This window comes from Cryobacterium tagatosivorans (assembly GCF_004402215.1).
Taxonomy (GTDB): Bacteria; Actinomycetota; Actinomycetes; order Actinomycetales; family Microbacteriaceae; genus Cryobacterium; species Cryobacterium tagatosivorans.
The window spans coordinates 27001-46412 of the sequence record NZ_SOEZ01000081.1; the positions used below are offsets into that span (position 1 = coordinate 27001).

General features: G+C 72.0%; 19 protein-coding genes. 8 read left to right on the forward strand and 11 right to left on the reverse strand.

The genetic code is table 11. The annotated features are described in order from the left end of the window. The first annotated feature begins 326 nt into the window (after positions 1–326). Positions 327–641 (forward strand): DUF6457 domain-containing protein, encoded by a 315-nt coding sequence (locus tag E3O23_RS17735; protein WP_198415215.1) that lies wholly within the window; start codon positions 327–329, stop codon positions 639–641. A gap of 7 nt (positions 642–648) precedes the next feature. On the opposite strand, the gene E3O23_RS17740 is transcribed toward E3O23_RS17735, so the two are convergent. The 4 genes from E3O23_RS17740 to nirD form a co-directional block, all read right to left on the reverse strand. Continuing rightward, positions 649–2250 carry an FAD-dependent oxidoreductase gene (locus tag E3O23_RS17740; RefSeq protein ID WP_134493388.1) on the reverse strand — a complete coding sequence of 534 codons (1602 nt, stop codon included), beginning with the start codon at positions 2248–2250 and terminating at the stop codon, positions 649–651. Beyond that, positions 2243–4336, reverse strand: a complete 2094-nt coding sequence (locus tag E3O23_RS17745; RefSeq protein WP_134493390.1) for a molybdopterin oxidoreductase family protein — start codon at positions 4334–4336, stop codon at positions 2243–2245. Before E3O23_RS17745 ends, E3O23_RS17740 begins: the two co-directional genes overlap by 8 nt. A gap of 115 nt (positions 4337–4451) precedes the next feature. After that, positions 4452–5888: an MFS transporter gene (locus E3O23_RS17750; protein ID WP_134493392.1), complete on the reverse strand. Its 1437-nt coding sequence runs from the start codon at positions 5886–5888 to the stop codon at positions 4452–4454. A 91-nt stretch (positions 5889–5979) separates the two neighbouring features. After that, positions 5980–6411: a nitrite reductase small subunit NirD gene (gene nirD, locus E3O23_RS17755; protein ID WP_338145318.1), complete on the reverse strand. Its 432-nt coding sequence runs from the start codon at positions 6409–6411 to the stop codon at positions 5980–5982. A gap of 217 nt (positions 6412–6628) precedes the next feature. Here nirD and nirB point away from each other — a divergent pair, with 217 nt between their 5' ends. From nirB to E3O23_RS17770, 3 genes are read left to right on the forward strand one after another with little or no spacing between them, the layout of a single operon-like run. Beyond that, a complete protein-coding gene (gene nirB / locus E3O23_RS17760) occupies positions 6629–9295 on the forward strand; it encodes a nitrite reductase large subunit NirB (protein WP_134493394.1) in 2667 nt (888 codons plus the stop codon). Position 9296: 1 nt separating this feature from the next. Further along, positions 9297–10382: a uroporphyrinogen-III C-methyltransferase gene (gene cobA / locus E3O23_RS17765; RefSeq protein WP_134493396.1), complete on the forward strand. Its 1086-nt coding sequence runs from the start codon at positions 9297–9299 to the stop codon at positions 10380–10382. Beyond that, the gene (locus E3O23_RS17770; protein WP_134493398.1) at positions 10379–11548 is read left to right on the forward strand and encodes a uroporphyrinogen-III synthase; all 1170 of its coding nucleotides are present in this window, start codon (positions 10379–10381) and stop codon (positions 11546–11548) included. Before cobA ends, E3O23_RS17770 begins: the two co-directional genes overlap by 4 nt. Before the next feature lie 99 nt (positions 11549–11647). Here E3O23_RS17770 and E3O23_RS17775 read toward each other — a convergent pair whose 3' ends face one another. Together E3O23_RS17775 and E3O23_RS17780 are read right to left on the reverse strand one after the other, a co-directional pair. Next, entirely contained in the window at positions 11648–12100 is a 453-nt protein-coding gene (locus E3O23_RS17775) for a PaaI family thioesterase (protein WP_134493400.1), read from the reverse strand. Continuing rightward, the gene (locus E3O23_RS17780; protein WP_134493402.1) at positions 12097–12984 is read right to left on the reverse strand and encodes an LLM class flavin-dependent oxidoreductase; all 888 of its coding nucleotides are present in this window, start codon (positions 12982–12984) and stop codon (positions 12097–12099) included. Before E3O23_RS17780 ends, E3O23_RS17775 begins: the two co-directional genes overlap by 4 nt. A gap of 109 nt (positions 12985–13093) precedes the next feature. On the opposite strand from E3O23_RS17780, the gene E3O23_RS17785 reads away from it, so the two are divergent. From E3O23_RS17785 to E3O23_RS17795, 3 genes are all read left to right on the forward strand, one after another. Further along, a complete protein-coding gene (locus E3O23_RS17785; protein WP_134493404.1) occupies positions 13094–14185 on the forward strand; it encodes a M4 family metallopeptidase in 1092 nt (363 codons plus the stop codon). A 9-nt stretch (positions 14186–14194) separates the two neighbouring features. Next, complete coding sequence (locus tag E3O23_RS17790) at positions 14195–14464, forward strand: protealysin inhibitor emfourin (protein ID WP_134493406.1); 270 nt, start codon at positions 14195–14197, stop codon at positions 14462–14464. A 65-nt stretch (positions 14465–14529) separates the two neighbouring features. Further along, positions 14530–14955 (forward strand): pyridoxamine 5'-phosphate oxidase family protein, encoded by a 426-nt coding sequence (locus tag E3O23_RS17795; protein WP_134493408.1) that lies wholly within the window; start codon positions 14530–14532, stop codon positions 14953–14955. Between the two features lie 58 nt (positions 14956–15013). On the opposite strand, the gene E3O23_RS17800 is transcribed toward E3O23_RS17795, so the two are convergent. Next, complete coding sequence (locus E3O23_RS17800) at positions 15014–15418, reverse strand: YkvA family protein (protein ID WP_134493410.1); 405 nt, start codon at positions 15416–15418, stop codon at positions 15014–15016. Then, on the reverse strand, positions 15418–15825 hold the full coding sequence (locus E3O23_RS17805; protein ID WP_134493412.1) for a pilus assembly protein CpaE: 408 nt from the start codon (positions 15823–15825) through the stop codon (positions 15418–15420). Before E3O23_RS17805 ends, E3O23_RS17800 begins: the two co-directional genes overlap by 1 nt. A gap of 57 nt (positions 15826–15882) precedes the next feature. Between E3O23_RS17805 and E3O23_RS17810 the strand changes: the two genes are divergently transcribed. After that, positions 15883–16131, forward strand: a complete 249-nt coding sequence (locus E3O23_RS17810) for a DUF167 domain-containing protein (RefSeq protein WP_241983543.1) — start codon at positions 15883–15885, stop codon at positions 16129–16131. Positions 16132–16151: 20 nt separating this feature from the next. Here the strand turns inward: E3O23_RS17810 and E3O23_RS17815 are convergent, their stop codons facing one another. The 3 genes from E3O23_RS17815 to E3O23_RS17825 all read right to left on the reverse strand — a co-directional run bounded on the left by E3O23_RS17815 (position 16152) and on the right by E3O23_RS17825 (position 19355). Beyond that, positions 16152–16523 (reverse strand): FKBP-type peptidyl-prolyl cis-trans isomerase, encoded by a 372-nt coding sequence (locus E3O23_RS17815; protein ID WP_092323862.1) that lies wholly within the window; start codon positions 16521–16523, stop codon positions 16152–16154. Between the two features lie 211 nt (positions 16524–16734). Continuing rightward, positions 16735–17910 (reverse strand): PrsW family intramembrane metalloprotease, encoded by a 1176-nt coding sequence (locus E3O23_RS17820; RefSeq protein ID WP_134493416.1) that lies wholly within the window; start codon positions 17908–17910, stop codon positions 16735–16737. Between the two features lie 50 nt (positions 17911–17960). After that, positions 17961–19355, reverse strand: coding sequence for an FAD-binding oxidoreductase (locus E3O23_RS17825; protein WP_134493418.1), 1395 nt, complete (start codon positions 19353–19355; stop codon positions 17961–17963). Positions 19356–19412 lie beyond the last annotated feature (57 nt).

Genomic DNA, 19412 nt, shown 5'->3' on the forward strand with positions numbered 1-19412 from the left:
GGTCATGGGAGTTCCTCCGCATTTGGGGTGATGACCCAGCCGACCGGTCTTGTGGAGCGGTTCGGCATCGTGGCCGTCCGGGAATGTTCTTCTTCGAAAGGTGAGCTCGTGACGACCCGGTCATTGTCGGCATGTGCCCCTTGAGCCTATGAAAACGGACGCGTTCTGTAAACTCGGCGCGGGCCGGGCCCCTCGCCCACCGCCCGTCGGCCTTCCGGAGGCAATCTGACGCGCCGCCCGGCGAACCGCTTGCACTCCCCCGCCAGGTGGCTAACCTTGGCGTGGGACCGCACGGTCGCCAGCACCGGAGTCGCCGAGGAGTCGCCATGCCCGAAGATACCGCCCCCGCGACGCCGCCCGTCCCGCCGGGATCCGGGCCGGAATCAGGCCCGTCGTCACCCTCCCCGTCCGCGCTCGACGAGTGGGTCGTCACCCTCGCGAAGGAGCTCGGGCTTTCGGCCGACGTCGTCGACATCGGGCTCGTGCTCGACCTCGCGCGCGATGCCGCGCACGGCATCGCCCGGCCGGCGGCCCCGCTGACGACGTTCATCGTCGGCTACGCGGCCGCCCTCGCCGGCGGCTCCCCCGAGGACGTTCGGCGGATCGCCGCGATCGCCACCCGGCTCGCAACAGCCCCCTAGCCCCGGGTTATTGGGCGAAGTGGGTGAGGATCTCGCCGATGCGCGTCTTGCAGCCGCCGCAGCCGGTGCCCGCGCGGGTGGCCGCGCCGATGCAGGCGACGGTCGCGTTGCCCGCCCCGGCCGAATCCGTGATGGCCCCCACGGTGACCCCGTTGCACCAGCAGACCGTCGCGTCGGGCGCGAACGCGTCGCCGCCGGCCGTCGGCACATAGTCGGGGCCGTCGAAGCGCAGCAGCACCGAGCGGTCGGCGGGCAGCTCGCTGCCGCGCTCGAACAGCAGGGTGAGTTCGGCCGCCGTTCGCGGCATCCCGACGCAGACGAAACCCTCCAGGATGCCGCCGCGGGTGACCATCTTCACGTAGCGGCCGTGCTCGGGGTCGGCCCACTGCGAGACGCTCAGCGGTGCGGATGGGCAGTCGCCCGTGTGGGCCTGCGGGCCCTCGGCGTCCCAGGGCTCCGGGCCGATGTCGCCGGCGGCGACCACGTCGATGCCTTCGGCCTTGAGCATGACCACGTTTGAACGCTGCGGGGCCAGCCCGGCGGTGGAGTCGGACCCGCGGATCTCGGCCGCGAAGCGGGCCGCGAGCCAGTCGGCCTGCCGCCATCCCGGTCCGACCAGGCCGGAGGGCCCGCCCGACGGCAGCGCGGAGGACGCGCCGGCCGCCGGTTTCGGCGCGACGTGCGCGCAGTCGCCGATCGCGTAGATGTCCGGATCGTTCCAGCTGCGCAGGTCCTCGTCGACGAGGATGCCGGTCGACACCGGCAGGCCGGCGAGGTGGGCGAGTTCCCGGCGGGCGCCGACCCCGCAGGAGAGCAGGAGCAGGTCGCCGTGGATCTGCTTGCCGTCGGCGCAGACCAGGGCGTCGAAGCGCGCCACCCCGTCGTCGTCCTGGTGGAAGAGCAGGCTTTCCGCGCGGGAGTGGTTGATCATGGTGACGCCGGCCCGCCGGGCGTTCCGGGCGAGCACGGCGCCACCGCCGCGGTCGAGGTTGCGGCCCATCGGGATGTCGCCGTGGTAGACGACGCTGGCCTCGGCGCCGGCGTTCGCGGCCGCGAGGGCGATCTCCATCCCGAGCACGCCGGCGCCGAGCACGACGATCCGCCGGGCGGCCTGCACCGCCGCGAGCACCGTGTGCGCGTCGTCCAGGTCGCGGAGCGCGGTGACCCCCCGGGGAAGCGGGGCCTCGGCCGAGTCGAGCGCGGCGGCATCCGCGGCCGGCATCATCACGTCGCGGCGCAGCCGCTTGACGCCGTCGAGGGTGGGCACGTTGGCCCGGGCGCCGGTCGCGAGCACGAGCCGGTCGTAGGGCAGCTGCTCGCCCGTGCCCAGGCTGACCGTGCGCCGGCTGCGGTTGACCTGGGTGACGCTGGTGCCGGTGAGCAGGCGCACCCCGGCGTCCAGGGCCTGGCTGGTGTCGGTGATCTCGAGGTCGTCACGGTTTGCGTGCCCGACCGCGTACTCGGCGATCAGCACCCGGTTGTAGGCGTCGGCGGCCTCCGCGCCGACGACGGTGAGGCCGGCCCGGCCATCGCGCACGAGCGGGAGCAGCTCCTCGACGAAGCGCGCGCCGACCGGCCCGTAACCGACGAGGACGATGCGTTCAGGCACGGGCACCCGCTTCCTGGAGCGCGCGTACGCGCACCGTCGTCTTCTTGAATTCCGGCATCCCCGAGATCGGATCGGTCACATCGTCGGTGAGCAGGTTCGCGCACTCGTCGCCGGCGAAGTGGAACGGCAGGAACACCGTGTCGGCGCGGATGTCGGCGCTCGCCTCCGCCCGGCAGCGCACGGTTCCGCGCTCGCTCGAGAGCTCCAGCCAGCCGCCGTCGGCGATTCCCAGCCGGTCGGCGGTCGCCGGGTGCAGCTGCGCGCGCGCTTCGGGCCGGGCGGTGAGCAGCTCGGCCACCCGCCTCGTCTGGGTGCCCGACTGGTAGTGCTCGAGCAGGCGCCCGGTGATCAGGGTGAGCGTTCCGCCCACCTGCGCCGGGGCATCCGTGCTGCGAGCCTGCACGGCCACGATCCGCGCGAGGCCGTCGGCGTGCGCGAACCGGTCGAGGAACAGCCGCGGCGTGCCGGTCGACCCGGCCGGGTAGGGCCAGTAGGCGGGCTCGTCGGTGTCGAGCAGGCCGTAGCTGAGCCCGGAGTAGTCGGCGGTCCCGCCGGCGGAGGCCCGGCAGAGTTCGTCGAACACCTCGGCCGGGTTCGCGCTGTAGACGCCGGGCGCGTCCAGCCGCCGGGCCAGCTCGCGGAAGATCCAGAGTTCGCTCCGCACGCCCGCGGGGGCGTCGACCGCGCGGCGACGACGGATGACGCGGCCCTCGAGCGAGGTCATCGTGCCCTCCTCCTCCGCCCACTGCGTCACCGGCAGCACGACGTCGGCGAGCGCCGCGGTCTCCGAGAAGAAGAAATCGCAGACCACGAGGAAGTCGAGCGCGGCGATGCCGGCGCGCACCCGGTCGGCGTTGGGCGCGGAGACGACGACGTTCGACCCGTGCACCAGCAGGCAGCGGATGCCGCCCGGCTCGCCCATCGCCGCGAGAAGTTCCACCGCGGGAAGCCCCTGCCCGGGGAGGCTGTCCGGGTGCACGCCCCACACCCCGGCGACGTGCGCCCGGGCGGCCGGGTCGGTGATCTTGCGGTAGCCGGGGAGCTGGTCGCACTTCTGGCCGTGCTCACGGCCGCCCTGCCCGTTGCCCTGGCCGGTGAGCGTGCCGTAGCCGGAATGCTCCGTGCCGACGAGCCCGAGGATCAGGCTCAGGTTGATCGCGGCCGTGGCGGTGTCGGTGCCGTCGGCGTGCTGCTCGACCCCGCGACCGGTGAGGATGTACGTGCCCGGCCCCTCGGCGAGCCGGCGGGCGAGTTCCCGCAGTTGCCAGACCGGGACGCCGGTGTGTTCCTGCACGCGCTCGGTCCACCAGCGGCCGACGCTGCGCCGCAGGGCGTCGAAGCCGACCGTGCGGCGGGCGACGTAGTCGGTGTCGACGAGCCGCTCGCTGATCACGATGTTGATCAGCCCGAGCAGCAGCACGAGGTCGCTGCCGGGGGTGGGCTGGATGTGCATCCCCGCCCCGTCGTCGGTGAGCCGGGCGGTGGCCGTGCGGCGAGGGTCGACGACGATGAGGCCGCCGGCCTTCCGGGCCCCGTCGAGGTGGGCGATGAACGGCGGCATCGTCTGGGCCACGTTCGAGCCGAGGATGAGGATGGTGCGGGCGGCGCCGAGGTCCTCGACCCGGAACGGCAGCCCCCGGTCGAGGCCGAAGGCGCGGTTGCCGGCCGCGGCCGCGGACGACATGCAGAACCGGCCGTTGTAGTCGATCCGGGAGGAGCCGAGCGCCAGCCTGGCGAACTTGCCGAGCTGGTAGGCCTTCTCGTTGGTCAGCCCGCCGCCGCCGAAGACGCCCACCGAGTCCGCGCCGTGCTCGGCGCGGCCGGCGGCGAGGCGCCCGGCCACCAGGTCGAGCGCCTCCTCCCAGGATGCCGGGGCGAACGTGCCGTCCGGCTGGCGCAGCATCGGTTCGAGGATGCGCTCCGGGGAGGAGAGCAGCTCGGCCGAGGTCCAGCCCTTCTTGCAGAGACCGCCCCGGTTGGTCGGGAACGCACGACCGGCGACGGTGACGCCGCCGACATCCGGTGTCAGCGTCATCGCGCACTGCAGCGCACAGTACGGGCAGTGCGTGCTGGTCGCGGGTGTCATGTGTTCTCCATTCGGGGCGCCGGTAGTCGAGACCCGGATATCGAGCCACGGAGGTCGAGCCACGGAGGTCGAGCCTGTCGAGACCTGGTCTCGACGGGCTCAACCTCCGGCGGGGTTAGATGCGCTGGCCGGCCACGGACGAGCCGCGGCGCAGGTAGCAGAACGCGGTGACGGCCATCATCACCAGGTAGGCGCCGATGAAGCCGTAGATCGCGTCGGAGTAGTCGCCGGTGGTGGTCTTGGACAGGCCGAGCACCTGCGGGATGATGAACCCGCCGTAGGCGCCGACCGCCGAGATGATGCCCAGTGCCGCCGCGGTCTTGCGCTGCGTGTTCACATCACCCGAGTTGCGGTGCGCGTCCTGCACGCCGCTGCGGGCGGCGAAGACGCTCGGGATCATCCGGTAGGTGGAGCCGTTGCCGACGCCGGTGGCGACGAAGATCAGCAGGAAGCTGGCGAGGAAGGCCCAGAAGTTGCCGAGCGGGAGCACCGCGATGACGACGACCGCGCCGACGGCCATCACACCGAAGGCCGTGATGGTGACGACCGCGCCGCCGAAGCGGTCGGCGAGCCTGCCGCCGTAGGGCCGGGCCAGCGACCCGACGAGGGCGCCGAGGAAGGCGAGCGATAGCGAGGCGGCGCCGACCTGGAAGCTCGAGTAGGCGGGGAACTGGTCGGCGATGAGCTTCGGGAAGACGCTGGCGAAGCCGATGAACGAGCCGAAGGTGCCGATGTAGAGCAGGGACAGGATCCACAGGTGCGGCTCCCGGACCGCGGCGAGCGACGCCTGGAAGTCGGCCTTCGCGTTGGAGAGGTTGTCCATGAACCTCCGGGCCCCCCACATTGCCACGAGGATGAACGGAATCCAGATCCAGCCGGCCAGCGACAGGTTGAGGGTGCCGACGGCGCCGAGGGTGATGGCAATCGGCACGATCAGCTGCGAGACGGATGCGCCCAGGTTGCCGCCGGCCGCGTTGAGCCCGAGCGCCCAGCCCTTCTGGCTCTGCGGGTAGAAGTAGGTGATGTTCGACATCGAGCTGGCGAAGTTGCCTCCGCCGAAGCCGGCGAGCGCGGCGACGAGCAGCATCACCGGGAAGGGCGTGTTCGGGTTGCCGACGGCCAGGCCGAGCGCGACCGCGGGGATGAGCAGCAGCCCGGCGGAGATGATCGTCCAGTTTCGCCCGCCGAGCTTCGGCACCAGGAACGTGTAGGGCAACCGGAGCGTCGCGCCGACGAGGGCCGGCATCGAGATCAGCCAGAAGATCTGGCCGGTGTCGAAGGTGAAGCCCGCGGCGGGCAGCTGGACGACGACGATGCTCCAGAGTTGCCAGACGACGAAGCCGAGGAACTCGGCGAAGATGGACCATCTCAGGTTGCGGCCGGCTATCGCCTTGCCGCCGCCCTCCCACTGCGCGGTGTCTTCGGGGTTCCAGTTGTCGATCCAGCGGCCGGGCCGGTGTACGAGCGGCGCTGCGGGCAGGGTGGCGAGGGTATCGGTCGGGGTATCGGTCGGGGAGTCGATCGCGGGCGAAGCGGTCGTTGCGGGTGTCATCGGTGTCTCCTCAGGGTCGGTGCGAGGGCGGAGCTGCGGGGGGTTTGTGCGGGGGCTGTGCGCGGAGGTGCGTTCAGGCGTGGCGGGGTGGTCAGGCGTGGCGGGGTGCGCCGGGGAGGCGCACCTGCACGACCCCGTCGGCGACGCGCACCGGGAAGGTGGCGAGCGAGTAGCCGGGCGAGGTGAAGCACTCCCCCGTTTCGAGGTCGTAGACCTGCTTGTGCAGGGGCGAGGCGACGGTGGGGCGGTCGCCCTTCGAGCCGACGATCCCGCGGGACATGACGAAGGAGCCCGTGGCCGGGTCCCGGTTCGTCACGGCGTACAGGGTGCCGTCGGGCAGGAGGATGAGGGCGAGCTGCAGCCCGTCGACGAGGGCCGCTTCCCCCCAGAGCGGTTCGAGCGCTTCGATCGAACACACGCTTGTCCAGCCGGGAGCCCCGGTGGGGGCATCCGGCCGGGATTCGATCAGCGCTGTGGTGTCCAGCAACGCTGTGGTGTTCAGCAGAACTGTGGTGTTCGGCACGGGGTCACCTCGTCTTCCTGGCTTGTCGGGGTTGATTCCCCAACGCTAAGGACGGCGGATTTCGGCCGATCGCGCGGGCCGTGACAATCGCGTAACGAACACCTCACACCGCGCCGGGCGGGGAGTGAGGCCCGCGTCACACATTGTTACGCCGGCGCAATCTCGGGGAAACGCGCCCCTTTTAGGCTGACGGGACACCGCAACGGAAGGCGCCGCCATGGAACCCCACACCAGCAACCCCGCTGAGTCCGGCGTCGGCGCGCGCCGACGCGTGGTCGTGATCGGCGGCGGCCCAGCCGCGCACCGGTTCGCCGAGGCCATGCACGCCCGCTCGAACCAGGCACCGGATGCCGCGGCGGCGCCCCGCACGCACGTCACCGTGATCGGCGACGAGACCCACCTCCCCTACGACCGGGTCGCGCTCTCCCGGCGGCTCGTCGACTCCGAGGACCTCACCCTCGGCGACCCTGGCCTCTGGGAGGGACCCGGCACCGTCTTCCGCGGCGGCAGCCTGGCCGTCGGCCTCGACCCGGATACCCGCACGGTGACCCTCGCCGACGGCGACACACTCGGCTACGACGACCTCGTCTTCGCGACCGGATCGTCGGCCACCGTTCCCCCGATCCCCGGCGCCGAGTACGGCTACGTCTACCGCACCATCGAAGACGTCGACTTCCTCGTCGCGGAGGTCGCCCGCCTGCGGGAGCGGCTCGGCCGGCCGGCCAACGTGGTCGTCGTCGGCGGAGGGCTGCTCGGCCTCGAGGCGGCCGGCGGGCTGCAGCGGCTCGGCGGACTGTCGACCATCGTGCATTCGGGCCGCTGGCTGATGTCCGCGCAGCTGGACGAGGGCGCCGGCCAGGCCCTCGGCCGGTTGATCCAGGCCCAGGGCATCACCCTCGCCCTCGGCAACCGGCCGAGCGAGATCCTCACCTCGCCGACCGGGCGGGTGCTCGGCGTGACCCTCACCGATGGCCGGCAGCTGCACGCGGACCTGGTCGTCTTCTCGATCGGCATCACCCCGCGGGATGAACTGGCCCGGCTGGCCGGGCTGGAATTGGGCCCGCGCGGCGGCATCGCGATCGGCGACGACTGCTCAAGCTCGATCCCCGGCATCTGGGCCATCGGCGAGGTCGCCAGCGTCGGCGGGGTGTGCGTCGGACTCGTCGCGCCCGCCAACGCCATGGCCGAGGTCGTCGCCGACCGCCTGCACGGCGGCGAGGCCGTGTTCCCCGGCATCGACGACGCCACCAAACTCAAGCTCTCCGGGGTCGAGGTGGCCAGCTTCGGTGACGCCCAGGCCAGGACGGAGCACGCGCTCGAGGTCGTCTACGCCGACCCGGCCAGGGGGCTCTACCAGAAGATCGTCGTCACCAATGATGCGAAGACGCTGCTCGGCGGGATCTTCGTCGGCGACGCCTCACCGTACACCTCCCTCCGGCCCCTGCTCGGCCGGGCGCTGCCCGCCGAGCCGGGCGCCTACCTGTCCGCCGCGGGGGCCGAGGCTCCCCAGGGCACCGACCTGCCCGACGACGTGCAGTTGTGCTCGTGCAACAACGTCTCGGTCGGCCAGGTGCGCTCGGCGATCCGCGGCGACGGCGGCGGGCACGGAGAGGGCTGCACCGAACTCGGGCCGCTCAAGGCCTGCACCCGGGCGGGCACCCAGTGCGGGTCCTGCGTTCCGCTGGTGAAGAAGATCCTCGAAACCGAGCTGACCCGGGCCGGAATCGAGGTGTCGAAGGCGCTCTGCGAGCACATCGAACTCAGCCGCAGCGAACTGTTCGAGTCGGTGCGCATCCTGCAGCTGACGCAGTTCGAGCAGATCATGGAGCGCTTCGGCCGGGGCCTCGGCTGCGACATCTGCAAGCCCGTCATCGCTTCCATCCTCGCCACCCAGACCTCCGGCTACATCCTCGATTCCGGCCGCGGCGCCCTGCAGGACACCAACGACCGGGCGCTGGCCAACATGCAGAAGGACGGCACCTACTCGGTCGTGCCCCGCATCCCCGGCGGCGAAATCACGCCGGCGAAGCTCAAGGTGATCGCCGAGGTCGCCGCGGACTTCAACCTCTACACGAAGATCACCGGCGGCCAGCGGATCGACTTGTTTGGCGCCCGCCTGGAGCAGCTGCCGGACATCTGGAAGGTCCTCGTGGACGCCGGCTTCGAGTCCGGCCAGGCGTACGGCAAGTCGCTGCGTACGGTGAAGTCCTGCGTCGGGTCGACCTGGTGCCGTTTCGGGGTCCAGGATGCCGTCGCGATGGCGATCAACCTCGAGCTGCGTTACCGGGGGCTGCGCGCCCCGCACAAGTTCAAGCTGGGCGTGTCCGGCTGCGCCCGGGAGTGCGCGGAGGCGCGCGGCAAGGACATCGGGATCATCGCATCCGACCTGGGCTGGAACCTCTACGTCGGCGGCAACGGTGGCTACCAGCCCGCCCACGCCCAGCTGCTGGCCCAGGATCTCGACGACGAGACCCTCATCCGTTACATCGACCGCTACCTGATGTACTACATCCGCACCGGCGACCGGCTGCAGCGCACGGCGCGCTGGCAGGAGGAGCTCCCGGGCGGGCTCGACCACGTGCGGGACGTCGTCTGCGACGACAGCCTGGGGATCGCCGAGGAGCTCGAGGCCGCGATGGCGGAGCACGTCGGCAACTACGAGGATGAGTGGGCCGCCACCCTCCGCGACCCGGAGCGCCTGCGCCGGTTCCGCTCCTTCGTCAATGCCCCGGGGACCGCCGACCCGGCCGTGATGCAGGTGATCGAACGCGGCCAGCCTCGCCCGGCCAGGCCGGACGAGCGGGCGGCGGCGGGCGCGGCCGGCCCGGTGCTGCTGTCCGGGCCGACGATCCCGTTGCGGGCGCCCGACCGGAACGAGGTGTGACGTGGACGTCACCCTCGACTTCAGCGGCCGCCGCGTGCTCGTCGTTGGCGGCGCGCAGGCGGCCCGCCGGGTGCTCGCCCGCTACCTCGCCGCCGGGGCGACCGCCTACCTGGTCTCCGAGACAGCCGGGATGCCGGATCCGCGGGTGCGGGTCGTGGCGCTGCCGCGCTCCAGGGGCGGCTGGAGCACCCTGGTCTCGGCCGTCGACCTCGTCGCCCTGGTCGAGGCATCCCCGCCCAACGACCAGGCGATCGTGGAGGCATGCTCCGCTGAGCGCACCTGGCTGACGCGCGAGGTGCCGGCGGCAACCGGGCGGACCGGCCAGGTCACCCTGGTCGGCGGCGGGCCCGGCGACGAGGGCCTGCTCACCCTCGCCGCCCTCGCCGCGCTGCGGGGCGCCGACGTGGTCTATTACGACCGTCTCGGGCCCCGCGACCGGCTCGCCGAGTGGGCGCCGGGGGCCGAGTACGTCAACGTCGGCAAGACCCCCGGCCACCACGCCGTCCCGCAGGTGCACATCGAGCGGATGCTCGTCGAGAGCGCCCTGGCCGGCAAGACCGTCGTCCGGCTGAAGGGCGGCGACCCCTTCGTGTTCGGCCGCGGCGGGGAAGAAGTCATCGCCTGCCGCGCGGCCGGGATCCCGGTGGCCGTCGTCTCTGGCGTCACGAGCGCGATCGCGGTCCCGGCCCTGGCCGGCATCCCGGTCACCCACCGCGACGTGAGCCGGCTGTTCACCGTGTTCTCCGGGCACACTCCGCTCAGCGAGGACGAACTCGCCCACCTCGTGGGCCTGGGCGGCACGATCGTCGTGCTCATGGGGGTCGGCACGCTGGCCCACCTCGCTTCCGGCCTGGCCCGGCACGGCATGCGCGGCGACATGCCGGTCGCGATCATCGAGCGCGGATTCTCGGACAGCCAGCGCACCACGATCGCGAGCGTCGACACCGTCGTGACGACCGCCGCCGGGGTCGGCGCCCGGTCCCCCGCCGTGCTCGTCATCGGCGAGGTCGTCGGCCTGTCCGAAAGCGCGGATGCCGCGGCCGTGGAGCTGATGCAGGCGGCCGCGACGATCGCCGGGCAGGCATGACCGGCCCGCCGGGCGATCCCGGAGCCGACCTCGCCGTCGACCTCGGCCTGGACGCCGTCCTCCCGGGGTTCCGGCCCGACGAACTGGACGGCTTCCGCATCGGCGTGACCTCCGATCGCCGTTCCGAGGACCTCATCGCCGCGTTCGAACGGCGCGGCGCGGAGGTGCTGCACGCCCCGGCCATCCGGATCGCCGCGGCCGCCGACGACACCCGCCTCACCCTCGACACGCACGCCATCATCGCGACGCGCCCCGACATCCTGCTCGCCACGACGTCCTACGGCATCCGTCGCTGGTTCGAGGCCGCGGATGCCGCCGGGCTCGGCCCCGAACTCACCGACACCCTCGCGGGTTCGCGCATCCTCGTGCGCGGCCCCAAGGCCCGGGGCGCGATTCGCGCGGCCGGACTCGACGACTCGGGGATGAGCGACGAGGAGACCACGAAGTCCCTGGTCGACCTCGTGCTCCGAGGCGGGCCGACGGGCCTCACCGTCGCCGTGCAACTGCACGGCTTCACCGACGAGCCGCAGCTGGATCGGCTGCGGGAGGCCGGGGCGAGGGTGCTGACGGTCGCGCCGTACCGCTGGCTGCTGCCCGAGGACTCCGGCCGGGTGCTCCGGCTCGTCGACGCCGTCTGCACCGGCAGCCTCGACGCCGTCACGTTCACGAGCGCGCCCGCGGTCGAGGCGCTGTTCGGCGCGGCCGACGGGGCCGGGCGGCTCGAAGAGCTGCAGGACGCCTTCAGCGAGACGGTCGTCGCGGCGGCGGTCGGTCCGGTCACGGCCGCGCCCCTGCAGGCCGCGGGCCTCCGGCCGATCGTGCCGGAGCGGTTCCGCATGGGCGCGCTGATCCGGCTCGTCTGCAAACACCTCGGCGAGCAGCGCGTCGTGCGGCTGGACACCGCGCAGGGGTCCGTCGAGCTCCGCGGGCGCCTCGTGACGGTGGAGGGCGTTCGGGCGAACCTTGCCCCGACGTCGCTGACCCTCCTCCGCCTGCTGCTCGCGGCCGGCGGGAGCGTCGTGTCCCGCGCCGAACTCGCGGCGGCGCTGCCGGAGGTGCAGGACGACCACGCGTTCGACGTCGCGATCAGCCGGCTCCGCCAGGCCCTCCCCGCCCCGGCCCTGGTCGCCACGGTCATCAAGCGCGGCTACCGCATCGACGCCTGACCCTCCGCCCCGCCCCGCCCCCGCGAAACCGCAGTTGTGCGCTTTATTCGTGCCGTTTAGCGCGCACAACTGCGGTTTCGCGGGGGTGAGAGAGGGGGGTCAGCGTTCGAAGATGAGGAGGGTGGAGGTGGCGGTCGCGTAGACGCGGCCTGCGGCATCCGTCAGGGTCGCCTGGGCGAAGGCCGCCCGGCGGCCGAAGGAGATCAGCGTCGCCTCGGTCCGGACGAGGCCGGTGTCGGCGGTGATCGGCCGGTGGAACGACACCTTGAGCTCCAGCGTCGTGTACCCCTGCGTCGCGGTGAGGCGCGAGTGCGCTGCGCAGCCGCAGGCGCTGTCGAGCAGCGTGGCGGCGTACCCGCCGTGCACCGTGCCGATCGGGTTGTAGGCCTGCCGCCCGGGCACGCTCTCGAACACGGCGCGGCCCTCGTCGGCCTCGACCAGGGTGAAGTCGAGCGATTCACCCATCCCGGGGCGACGACCGGAGGCGATCATCGCGCGGAGCTGCTCGAGGCCGGGGAGCCCCGGGGCGATCTCGTCGAAGAGGGAAATCATGCCCGGCGTCCTTCCAGGGTTGAGGCGACCTGTTCGAGCACCGATTCGGCCCCGGCGTAGATCCCCTCGGCGCGCGGCCAGTGGCTTATCACGTCGGTGAAGCCCAGGGCGGCCGCCCGGCCGACGGCGTCCTCGAAGGCGTCGACGCCCTGCAGCGAGTATGCCCCGCCGCTGTCCAGCGACAGGTAGCGGTCGATCGACGCCGGGTCGCGGCCGGCGGCGAGCGCGGTGTCGTCGAGCCGGGCCGTGAGCGCGGCAACCGAGGCCCACCAGTCCTCGCCGGTGGCGCCGTCGGCTCCCGTGGTCACCCAGCCCGCGCCGTGCTCGGCCACCACGCGCAGGCCCTTCGGCCCGTTCGCCGCCAGGACGAACGGTACCCGGGGTCGCTGGAGCGGCCGTCCGACCATGCGCGCGTCCACCGCCGTGTACCAGCCGCCCTCGAAGCGGATGCCGCCGCCCTCTCCCTCATGCCGGAGCAGCAGGTCGAGGGCCGCGACGAACTCGGTGAACCGTTCGTGGCGCTGGCGGGGCGTGTACCCGGGCTGGCCGAGCACGGACGCGTCGAAACCGGTCCCGCCCGACCCCACGCCGAGCATGAAGCGTCCACCGGAAATGTCGTCGAGCGTCGCGATCTCCTTGGCGAACGGCACCGGATGCCGGTAGTTCGGCGACGACACGAACGTGCCGAGCCTGATCCGGCTGGTGACCACCGCGGCGGCCGTGAGCGTCGGCACGGTCGCGTGCCACGGCTCGTCGGCGAGCGTCCGCCAGGAGAGGTGGTCGTAGGTCCAGGCATGGTCGAACCCGTACTGCTCGGCCGCCTGCCAGCGGCGCCGGGCGTCCGGCCACGAGTCCTGCGGGAGAATGACGATTCCGAAGCGCATGCAGCGAGTCTACGGATGCCGGCGCGGCACGCTCTCGTGGCGGCCCGTGCCCGGTGCTACTTTGTGCTGCGACGCCCGACCGGGCGCCCCGGTGCGAGGGAGCAAGCCGATGACCGCCACGCCGCGATGCGCGATCGTGCCCCCGTACCTGCTGGTGCGGCTGGCGCGGCTGGACGACCCGCGCTTCGCCGCCGCGGCGGAAGCGGCGAGGCGATCCCTGCTCCGGGACGTGCCGCTGCGCGAACTCCGCGCCGCCGCGCATCCCCCGCCCCGGACGTTTCGGGCGGGCACGGCCAGGGAGCGCGGACGGATCGACCGCGCCGTCTGGGACGCCACGGGCCTCGAACGCCTGCCCGGGCGCCTGCTCGCGCGCTCGGAGGGCTGGCCGGCCACCGCGGATCCGGCCGTCAACGAGGCCTATGACGGCCTCGGTGAGACCCATTCGCTGTTCTGGACCAGGTTCCGGCGGGACTCGATCGACGACCGCGGGATGCCGCTGGAAGCGAGCGTGCACTATGGCCGGAAATACGACAACGCGTTCTGGGACGGTGAGCGCATGGTGTTCGGCGACGGGGACGGCCAGGTCTTCAACCGGTTCACCCGATCGCTCACGGTGATCGGGCACGAACTCACCCACGGGGTCACCCAGCACACCGCGAACCTCGCCTACGAAGGCCAGTCCGGGGCGGTCAACGAATCCCTGTCCGATGTGTTCGGCTCTCTCGTCGAGCAGCACGCCGCGGGCCAGGGCACGGCGGAGGCGAGCTGGCTGATCGGAGAGGGCCTCTTCACCGACCAGGTCCAGGGCCTGGCGCTGCGGTCGATGCGGGCGCCGGGCACCGCCTACAACGACGATGTGCTGGGCAAGGACCCCCAGCCGGACAGCATGGCGGGGTACATCGACACCGAGGACGACAACGGTGGCGTGCACCTCAACTCCGGCATCCCGAACCGCGCGTTCTATCTGGTCGCCGAGGCCCTCGGCGGCAATGCCTGGGAGGCGCCGGGCCAGATCTGGTACGACACCCTGACCGGCGGCAACCTGCGCCGCGGAGTCGACTTCGCCGGGTTCGCCCGGGCGACGCAGGCGGCCGCGGCGACGCGCTTCGGCGCGGAGTCCCGCGAGCACACGGCGGTCGCGTCCGCCTGGCACGAGGTAGGTCTCGGCCAGTCGCTCGTTGCCGGAGCCGCCGCGGAGTAGCATCTCCGCATGAAGGTCAGCGTCTCGCGGAGCGGCGGCATCGCCGGCATCCGGGTCACCTGGGAAGTCCAGGTCGACGAGCAGCCGGATGCCCGCAGCTGGCGGGAACTCCTCGACGCGCTGCCCTGGGACGAGACCGAGGAATCCGCGCCGGAGCCCGACCGCTATGTGTACCGCATCCGGTGCGCCCCGCACGAGGTGGTGCTGCCGGAGCCGCAGGTCGCCGGCCCGTGGAAGGACCTCGTCGACCGGGTCAGGGCCGTCAACGAAGGCCGGTAGCGGGCAGACGAAATTCTCCAGCGGGGTGACTCGCCCGGAGACTCCGCGCGTGGGACGATGACCCTATGAATATCAACGAGCTGAACCCGGTTGAGATTCTCAGCGAGGCTGAGTGCTGGGAATTCCTGCTGTCCGCCAACCTCGGCCGCCTGGCGGTGAGCGTCCTCGGCGAACCGGACATCTACCCGGTGAACTTCATCGCGGCCGACGGCCGGCTGCTCTTCCGCACCTCCGAGGGCGAGAAACTGCTCGAACTCACGGTCAACCACAAGGTCGCATTCGAGAGCGACGGGGTCGGCCGCGAGCAGGCATGGAGCGTCGTCGTCAAGGGCACGGCGCGCGTGCTCGACACCCGGGCGGAAATCGACGCGGCCGAGCAGCTGCCGCTGCGGCCGCTCGTCCCCACGCTCAAGTACATCTGGGTCGAGATCACGCCCAGCAAACTGTCCGGGCGGCGTTTCACCCTGGGCCCCGAGCCCGAACGGTACTAGCACGACGAGGTCAGAGCCCGACGAGGTCAGAGCCCGGCGAGGTCAGAGCCCGGCGAGGTCAGAGCCCGGCGAGCGAGCGCATCGCCTGGAGCCCCTGGGGAGTTCCGGGCCAGTGCCGTTCGAGGGCGTCCGCCCCCGCGTGCCGGGTCGCGAACCGAAGCACGACCGCGACGATGATCGCATCGTCGGCGTAGCCGAGCACCGGGATGAAGTCGGGGATCAGGTCGATCGGCGACACCAGGTACGCGAGCAGCACGAGCAGCACGACCCGCACCCGCCGGGGCACCGTGCCGTCGGCGGCCAGGCGGCGCACGAGTCGGATGACGTCCGGGATGAGGCGAAGGGCATCCGTCAGCGTGGTCTTGTCCGGCCGGCCCCGCGAGGCACGCCAGAGCAGCGCGACGAGCACCAGCCACAGCAGCAGGAACCCGGCCAGGACGCCGAGCAGGACCTCCCGCCACATCAGGCGGACCGCGTGAGCAGTGCCAGGAGCGCCGCGCCGTACGCATCCGAGGGATCCGCGGCGTCGAACGAGGTGCCCTCCCCGGCGACCTCGACTTCCACGCGGTACGTCGCGTCGTCCAGCCGGCGCAGCGTGCGGAAGGTCCCCCGCAGCAGTTCGCGCAGCTGGTCTTCCCGTGGAAGCCAGAGCGCATGCTCGAGGGCGAGGGAATCCAGCGCCCACTCGGTCGTGCCGTTGAAGCCGAGGATCGTGCCGGTGTCGAATTCGTGGGCTTCGATCGTCATCTCGCTCACCGTGAACACGTCGCTGTCGAAATCGGGGCGTTCGATCCGGAAGGAATCCCCGGAGACCGGATGCCAGCGGAGGCCGGCCTCGCGGAGCACGCGGGCGTTTTCGACGGAAATCATGGGACACTCGCTCCTAGCGTTGCCTCGACGACGTTGCCTGCACCGGAAGGACCGGACGTGACCCCAACGGTGAATCTCACGGTACGCGTGAAGCCGGGCAGCCGCAAAGGCCCGTTGATCGTGGAAGAGTCGGGGGCGGATGCCTCGCTGACGGTTTTCCTGCAGCAGCGGGCGGTCGACGGGGCCGCGAACGACGCGCTCGTCCGGCTGCTCGCCGAACACTTCGGTGTGGCCCGGAGCGCTGTGCGCATCGTCCGGGGCCACACCTCACGAGTGAAGCACGTGCGAATCGAGCCCTGGCTGTGACTCCTGGCTGACGCCGGCTCCTAGCTGACGCCGAGCAGGTCGATCACGAAGATCAGCGTCTGGCCGGACAGGCGGTGTCCTCCGCCGGCGGGGCCGTAGGCCAGCTGCGGCGGGACGACGAGCTTGCGCCGTCCGCCGACCTTCATGCCGGGGATGCCCTGCTGCCAGCCGGCGATGAGCGAACCGAGCGGGAAGTTGATCGACTGCCCGCGGTTCCAGGAGGAGTCGAATTCGTCACCGGAGTCGTATTCGACGCCCAGGTAGTGGACGTCGACGGTGGCGCCAGGCGTGGCCTCTGCGCCTTCCCCGACGACGATGTCAACAATCTCGAGCTGTTCGGGCGCGGGGCCCTCCGGGGCGTCGAGTTCGGGCTTTGAGTTCAAATCAGTCATGCCTCCATCCAACCGGATTCCGGGCCGGATCGCACACCGGAGAATTCCTCCTTGCGCGAACGGCCCCGCCGGGTGCAGGCTGTAACCAGACAAACTCGCCGCACCGGGAGAGTCGTCGGCAGTGCCACACCACCGGGCGGCGAGTTTTTTTACGCCTCGGCGCCGACGTGCGCCTCTTCGCTGGGCGACTACTCGCGGCGGGCCGGCGGCACTAACCGAGCACGACGGCGCGGTTGGCGATGAGGGTGGCCAGCAGCCGGGCCTCGTCGGCGCGCTGCGCCGGGCCGGCCCCCGCCCCCGCGTTGAGCATCCGTTCGCGGGCGAACGCGAGGCGGGTGGCATCCGTGATGAACCCGCGCATCGCGGCCCGACGGCCGGGCGGCTGCGCGGCCGCCCACGCTCGGGCCTGGCGGCGTCCGGCCGGGGTGGCGAGCATGGCGACCTCCTCCGGCGTGAACCAGCCGGCGGCCGCATACTCGTCCAGCCGTTCCCGGGTGACCCGCATCTCCTGCCGTCGCATCATGCTGACCACGACGATCGCGCCGATGAACAGCGGCACCTGCACGAAGGCGTAGTAGAGCAGCAGCGCCGAGTCGCCGACGAAGACCAGGAAGGCGCCGTTCCACAGGGCATGCAGCAGCACGGCCGGCACCAGGCCGACCAGGAAGTAGCCGATCGCGCCGAACGCGCCTGTGCGCCGGGCGGCGATCCCCAGGGCCAGGCCGGTGCAGACGGTGAACATGACGTGCGCGAACGGCGAGAACACGCCGCGCAGCAGGAACGTGAGGCCCAAGACCCCCGGCCCGCCCTCGGCCATCGCCGTGCCGAAATACTGGATGTTCTCCGAGAACGCGAAGCCCGCGGCGATCGTCGCGGCATAGACGATGCCGTCGACGGGGCCGTCGAAGTGCCTGCGGATGGCCCAGAAGATCAGCAGCACGCCGAAGCCCTTCGCCGCCTCCTCCACGATCGGGGCCTGGACGACCGCGGTGACCAGGTCGTTGGCGACGAGCGCGCCTCCGCTGCCCCTGATCGTCAGCTGCACGCCCAGGTCGAAGATGAGCGCCGTGACGACGGACACGCCGGCTCCCCAGAGGAACGCGAACCAGAGCGCCGGGCGAGGCTCCGGATCCCACCGGTCGATCCAGCGCACCGCCAACAGGACCGCGGTCAGCGGGATCAGCGCGAGCAGCAGCGAGACGAGCAGGCCGGAAGTGCCAAGGAAGCTCGCGAGGTAGACGAAGACGAGCAGGAGGGCGAGCGCGGCCAGGGTGATTCCGGTGACGGCCAGGGCGAGCGTCCCGGCCCGGGAGGGTGCCTCCGGCGGGGTCCACACCGGCTGCACGGGCCCGGGGCTCTGCTGCACGGGCGACTGGTCGAAGGTCATCCCCCCATTCTGGCGCAGCAGTCCCGGCTCGGGAGTCGACCGTCGCGGTCTCAGGCGTCGAACATCGTCTCCGGACCCAGGATGCCCAGCGGGTCGAACGCCGCCTTGATCCGGCGCTGCAACTCGAGGCTGGTGTCGCCGATCTCCTCGGCCAGCCACCGGCGCTTGAGCACGCCGACGCCGTGCTCGCCGGTGAGCGTGCCGCCGAGCGCGAGCGCGGCGCGGAACAGCTCATCGGCGGCCGCCCAGATGTGCTCGGGCACGAGCGGGTCGCCCGGCAGGCGCATCGGGTCGATCGGAATCACGAAATTGGGGTGCAGGTTGCCGTCCCCGGCATGGGCGACCGTGGGAATGGGCACGCCCGTGCGGGCGCTGATCTCGGCGATCCGCTCGAACATTTCGGCCATCCGCGAGCGCGGCACCGACACGTCCTCGATCAGGACCTCGCCGTACGCGGCGAGCGCCGGGTGCGCGGAGCGACGGATCGCCAGCAGCCGCTCGCCAGAGTCGGGATCCGTCGACTGGCGCACGGTACCGCCGGCGCTTCGCAGCACGGCGGCGGCCTGGTCGGCTTCGGCGAGCGCGGCCGCCCCGTCGGTCTGCACGAGCAGGAATGCCCCGCCATCGATGGGGAGCCCGGCGGAACCGTCCGGGCCGAGGTAGTCCGCGATCATCCGCAGCGCGACCGGGTCGATGAGCTCCATCACGGCCGGGCGAACGCGGGCGGCGATGACGGCGGCGGATGCGGCGGCCGCGGCGGCGACATCCGGGAACACGGCGCCGAGCGTGACGACCTCCCCCGGGGTGATCGCCCGCGCTCGCACGGTGGCTTCGACGATCACGCCGAGCGTGCCCTCCGAGCCGGTGAGCAGCGCCGTGAGGTCGTAGCCGGTGACGCCCTTCACCGTGCGGTGCCCCGTCTTCAGCAGACGCCCATCGGCGAGCACGACGGTCAGCGCGAGCACGGCCTCCCGCGTCACCCCGTACTTCACGCAGAGCAGCCCGCCCGCGTTCGTGGCGATGTTGCCGCCGATCGAGGAGATCGCCTTGCTGGCCGGGTCGGGCGCGAACCACAGCCCGAACGCGGCGAGCGCGTCGTTCAGGTCCTGGTTGATCACGCCGGGTTCGACCACGGCGAGTTCGTCTTCCGGCCGGATCTCGAGGATGCGGTTCATCCCGGCCAGGCTGAGCACGATCGAGCCGTCCGTGCCGCACGCTCCCCCGGCAAGTCCGGTGCCGGCGCCGCGGGGGACCACCGGCACGCCCGACTCGGACGCGATCCGCAGCACGGCCTGCACGTGCTCGGTGCGGGTGGCGCGCACGAGGGCCAGCGGCATCCCCTGGGCGACCCAGCCCGACTTGTCCTCGCGCATCGCCGCCAGCTCGGCCGGGTCCGTGCTGACGATCGAGCCGAGTTCTGCCTGGAGCCGGGCGACTGTGGTCATGGGGCTCAGGATAGCGTGCCGGCGATGTCCGATTTCCGCTACCGGCCACCAGAGGGA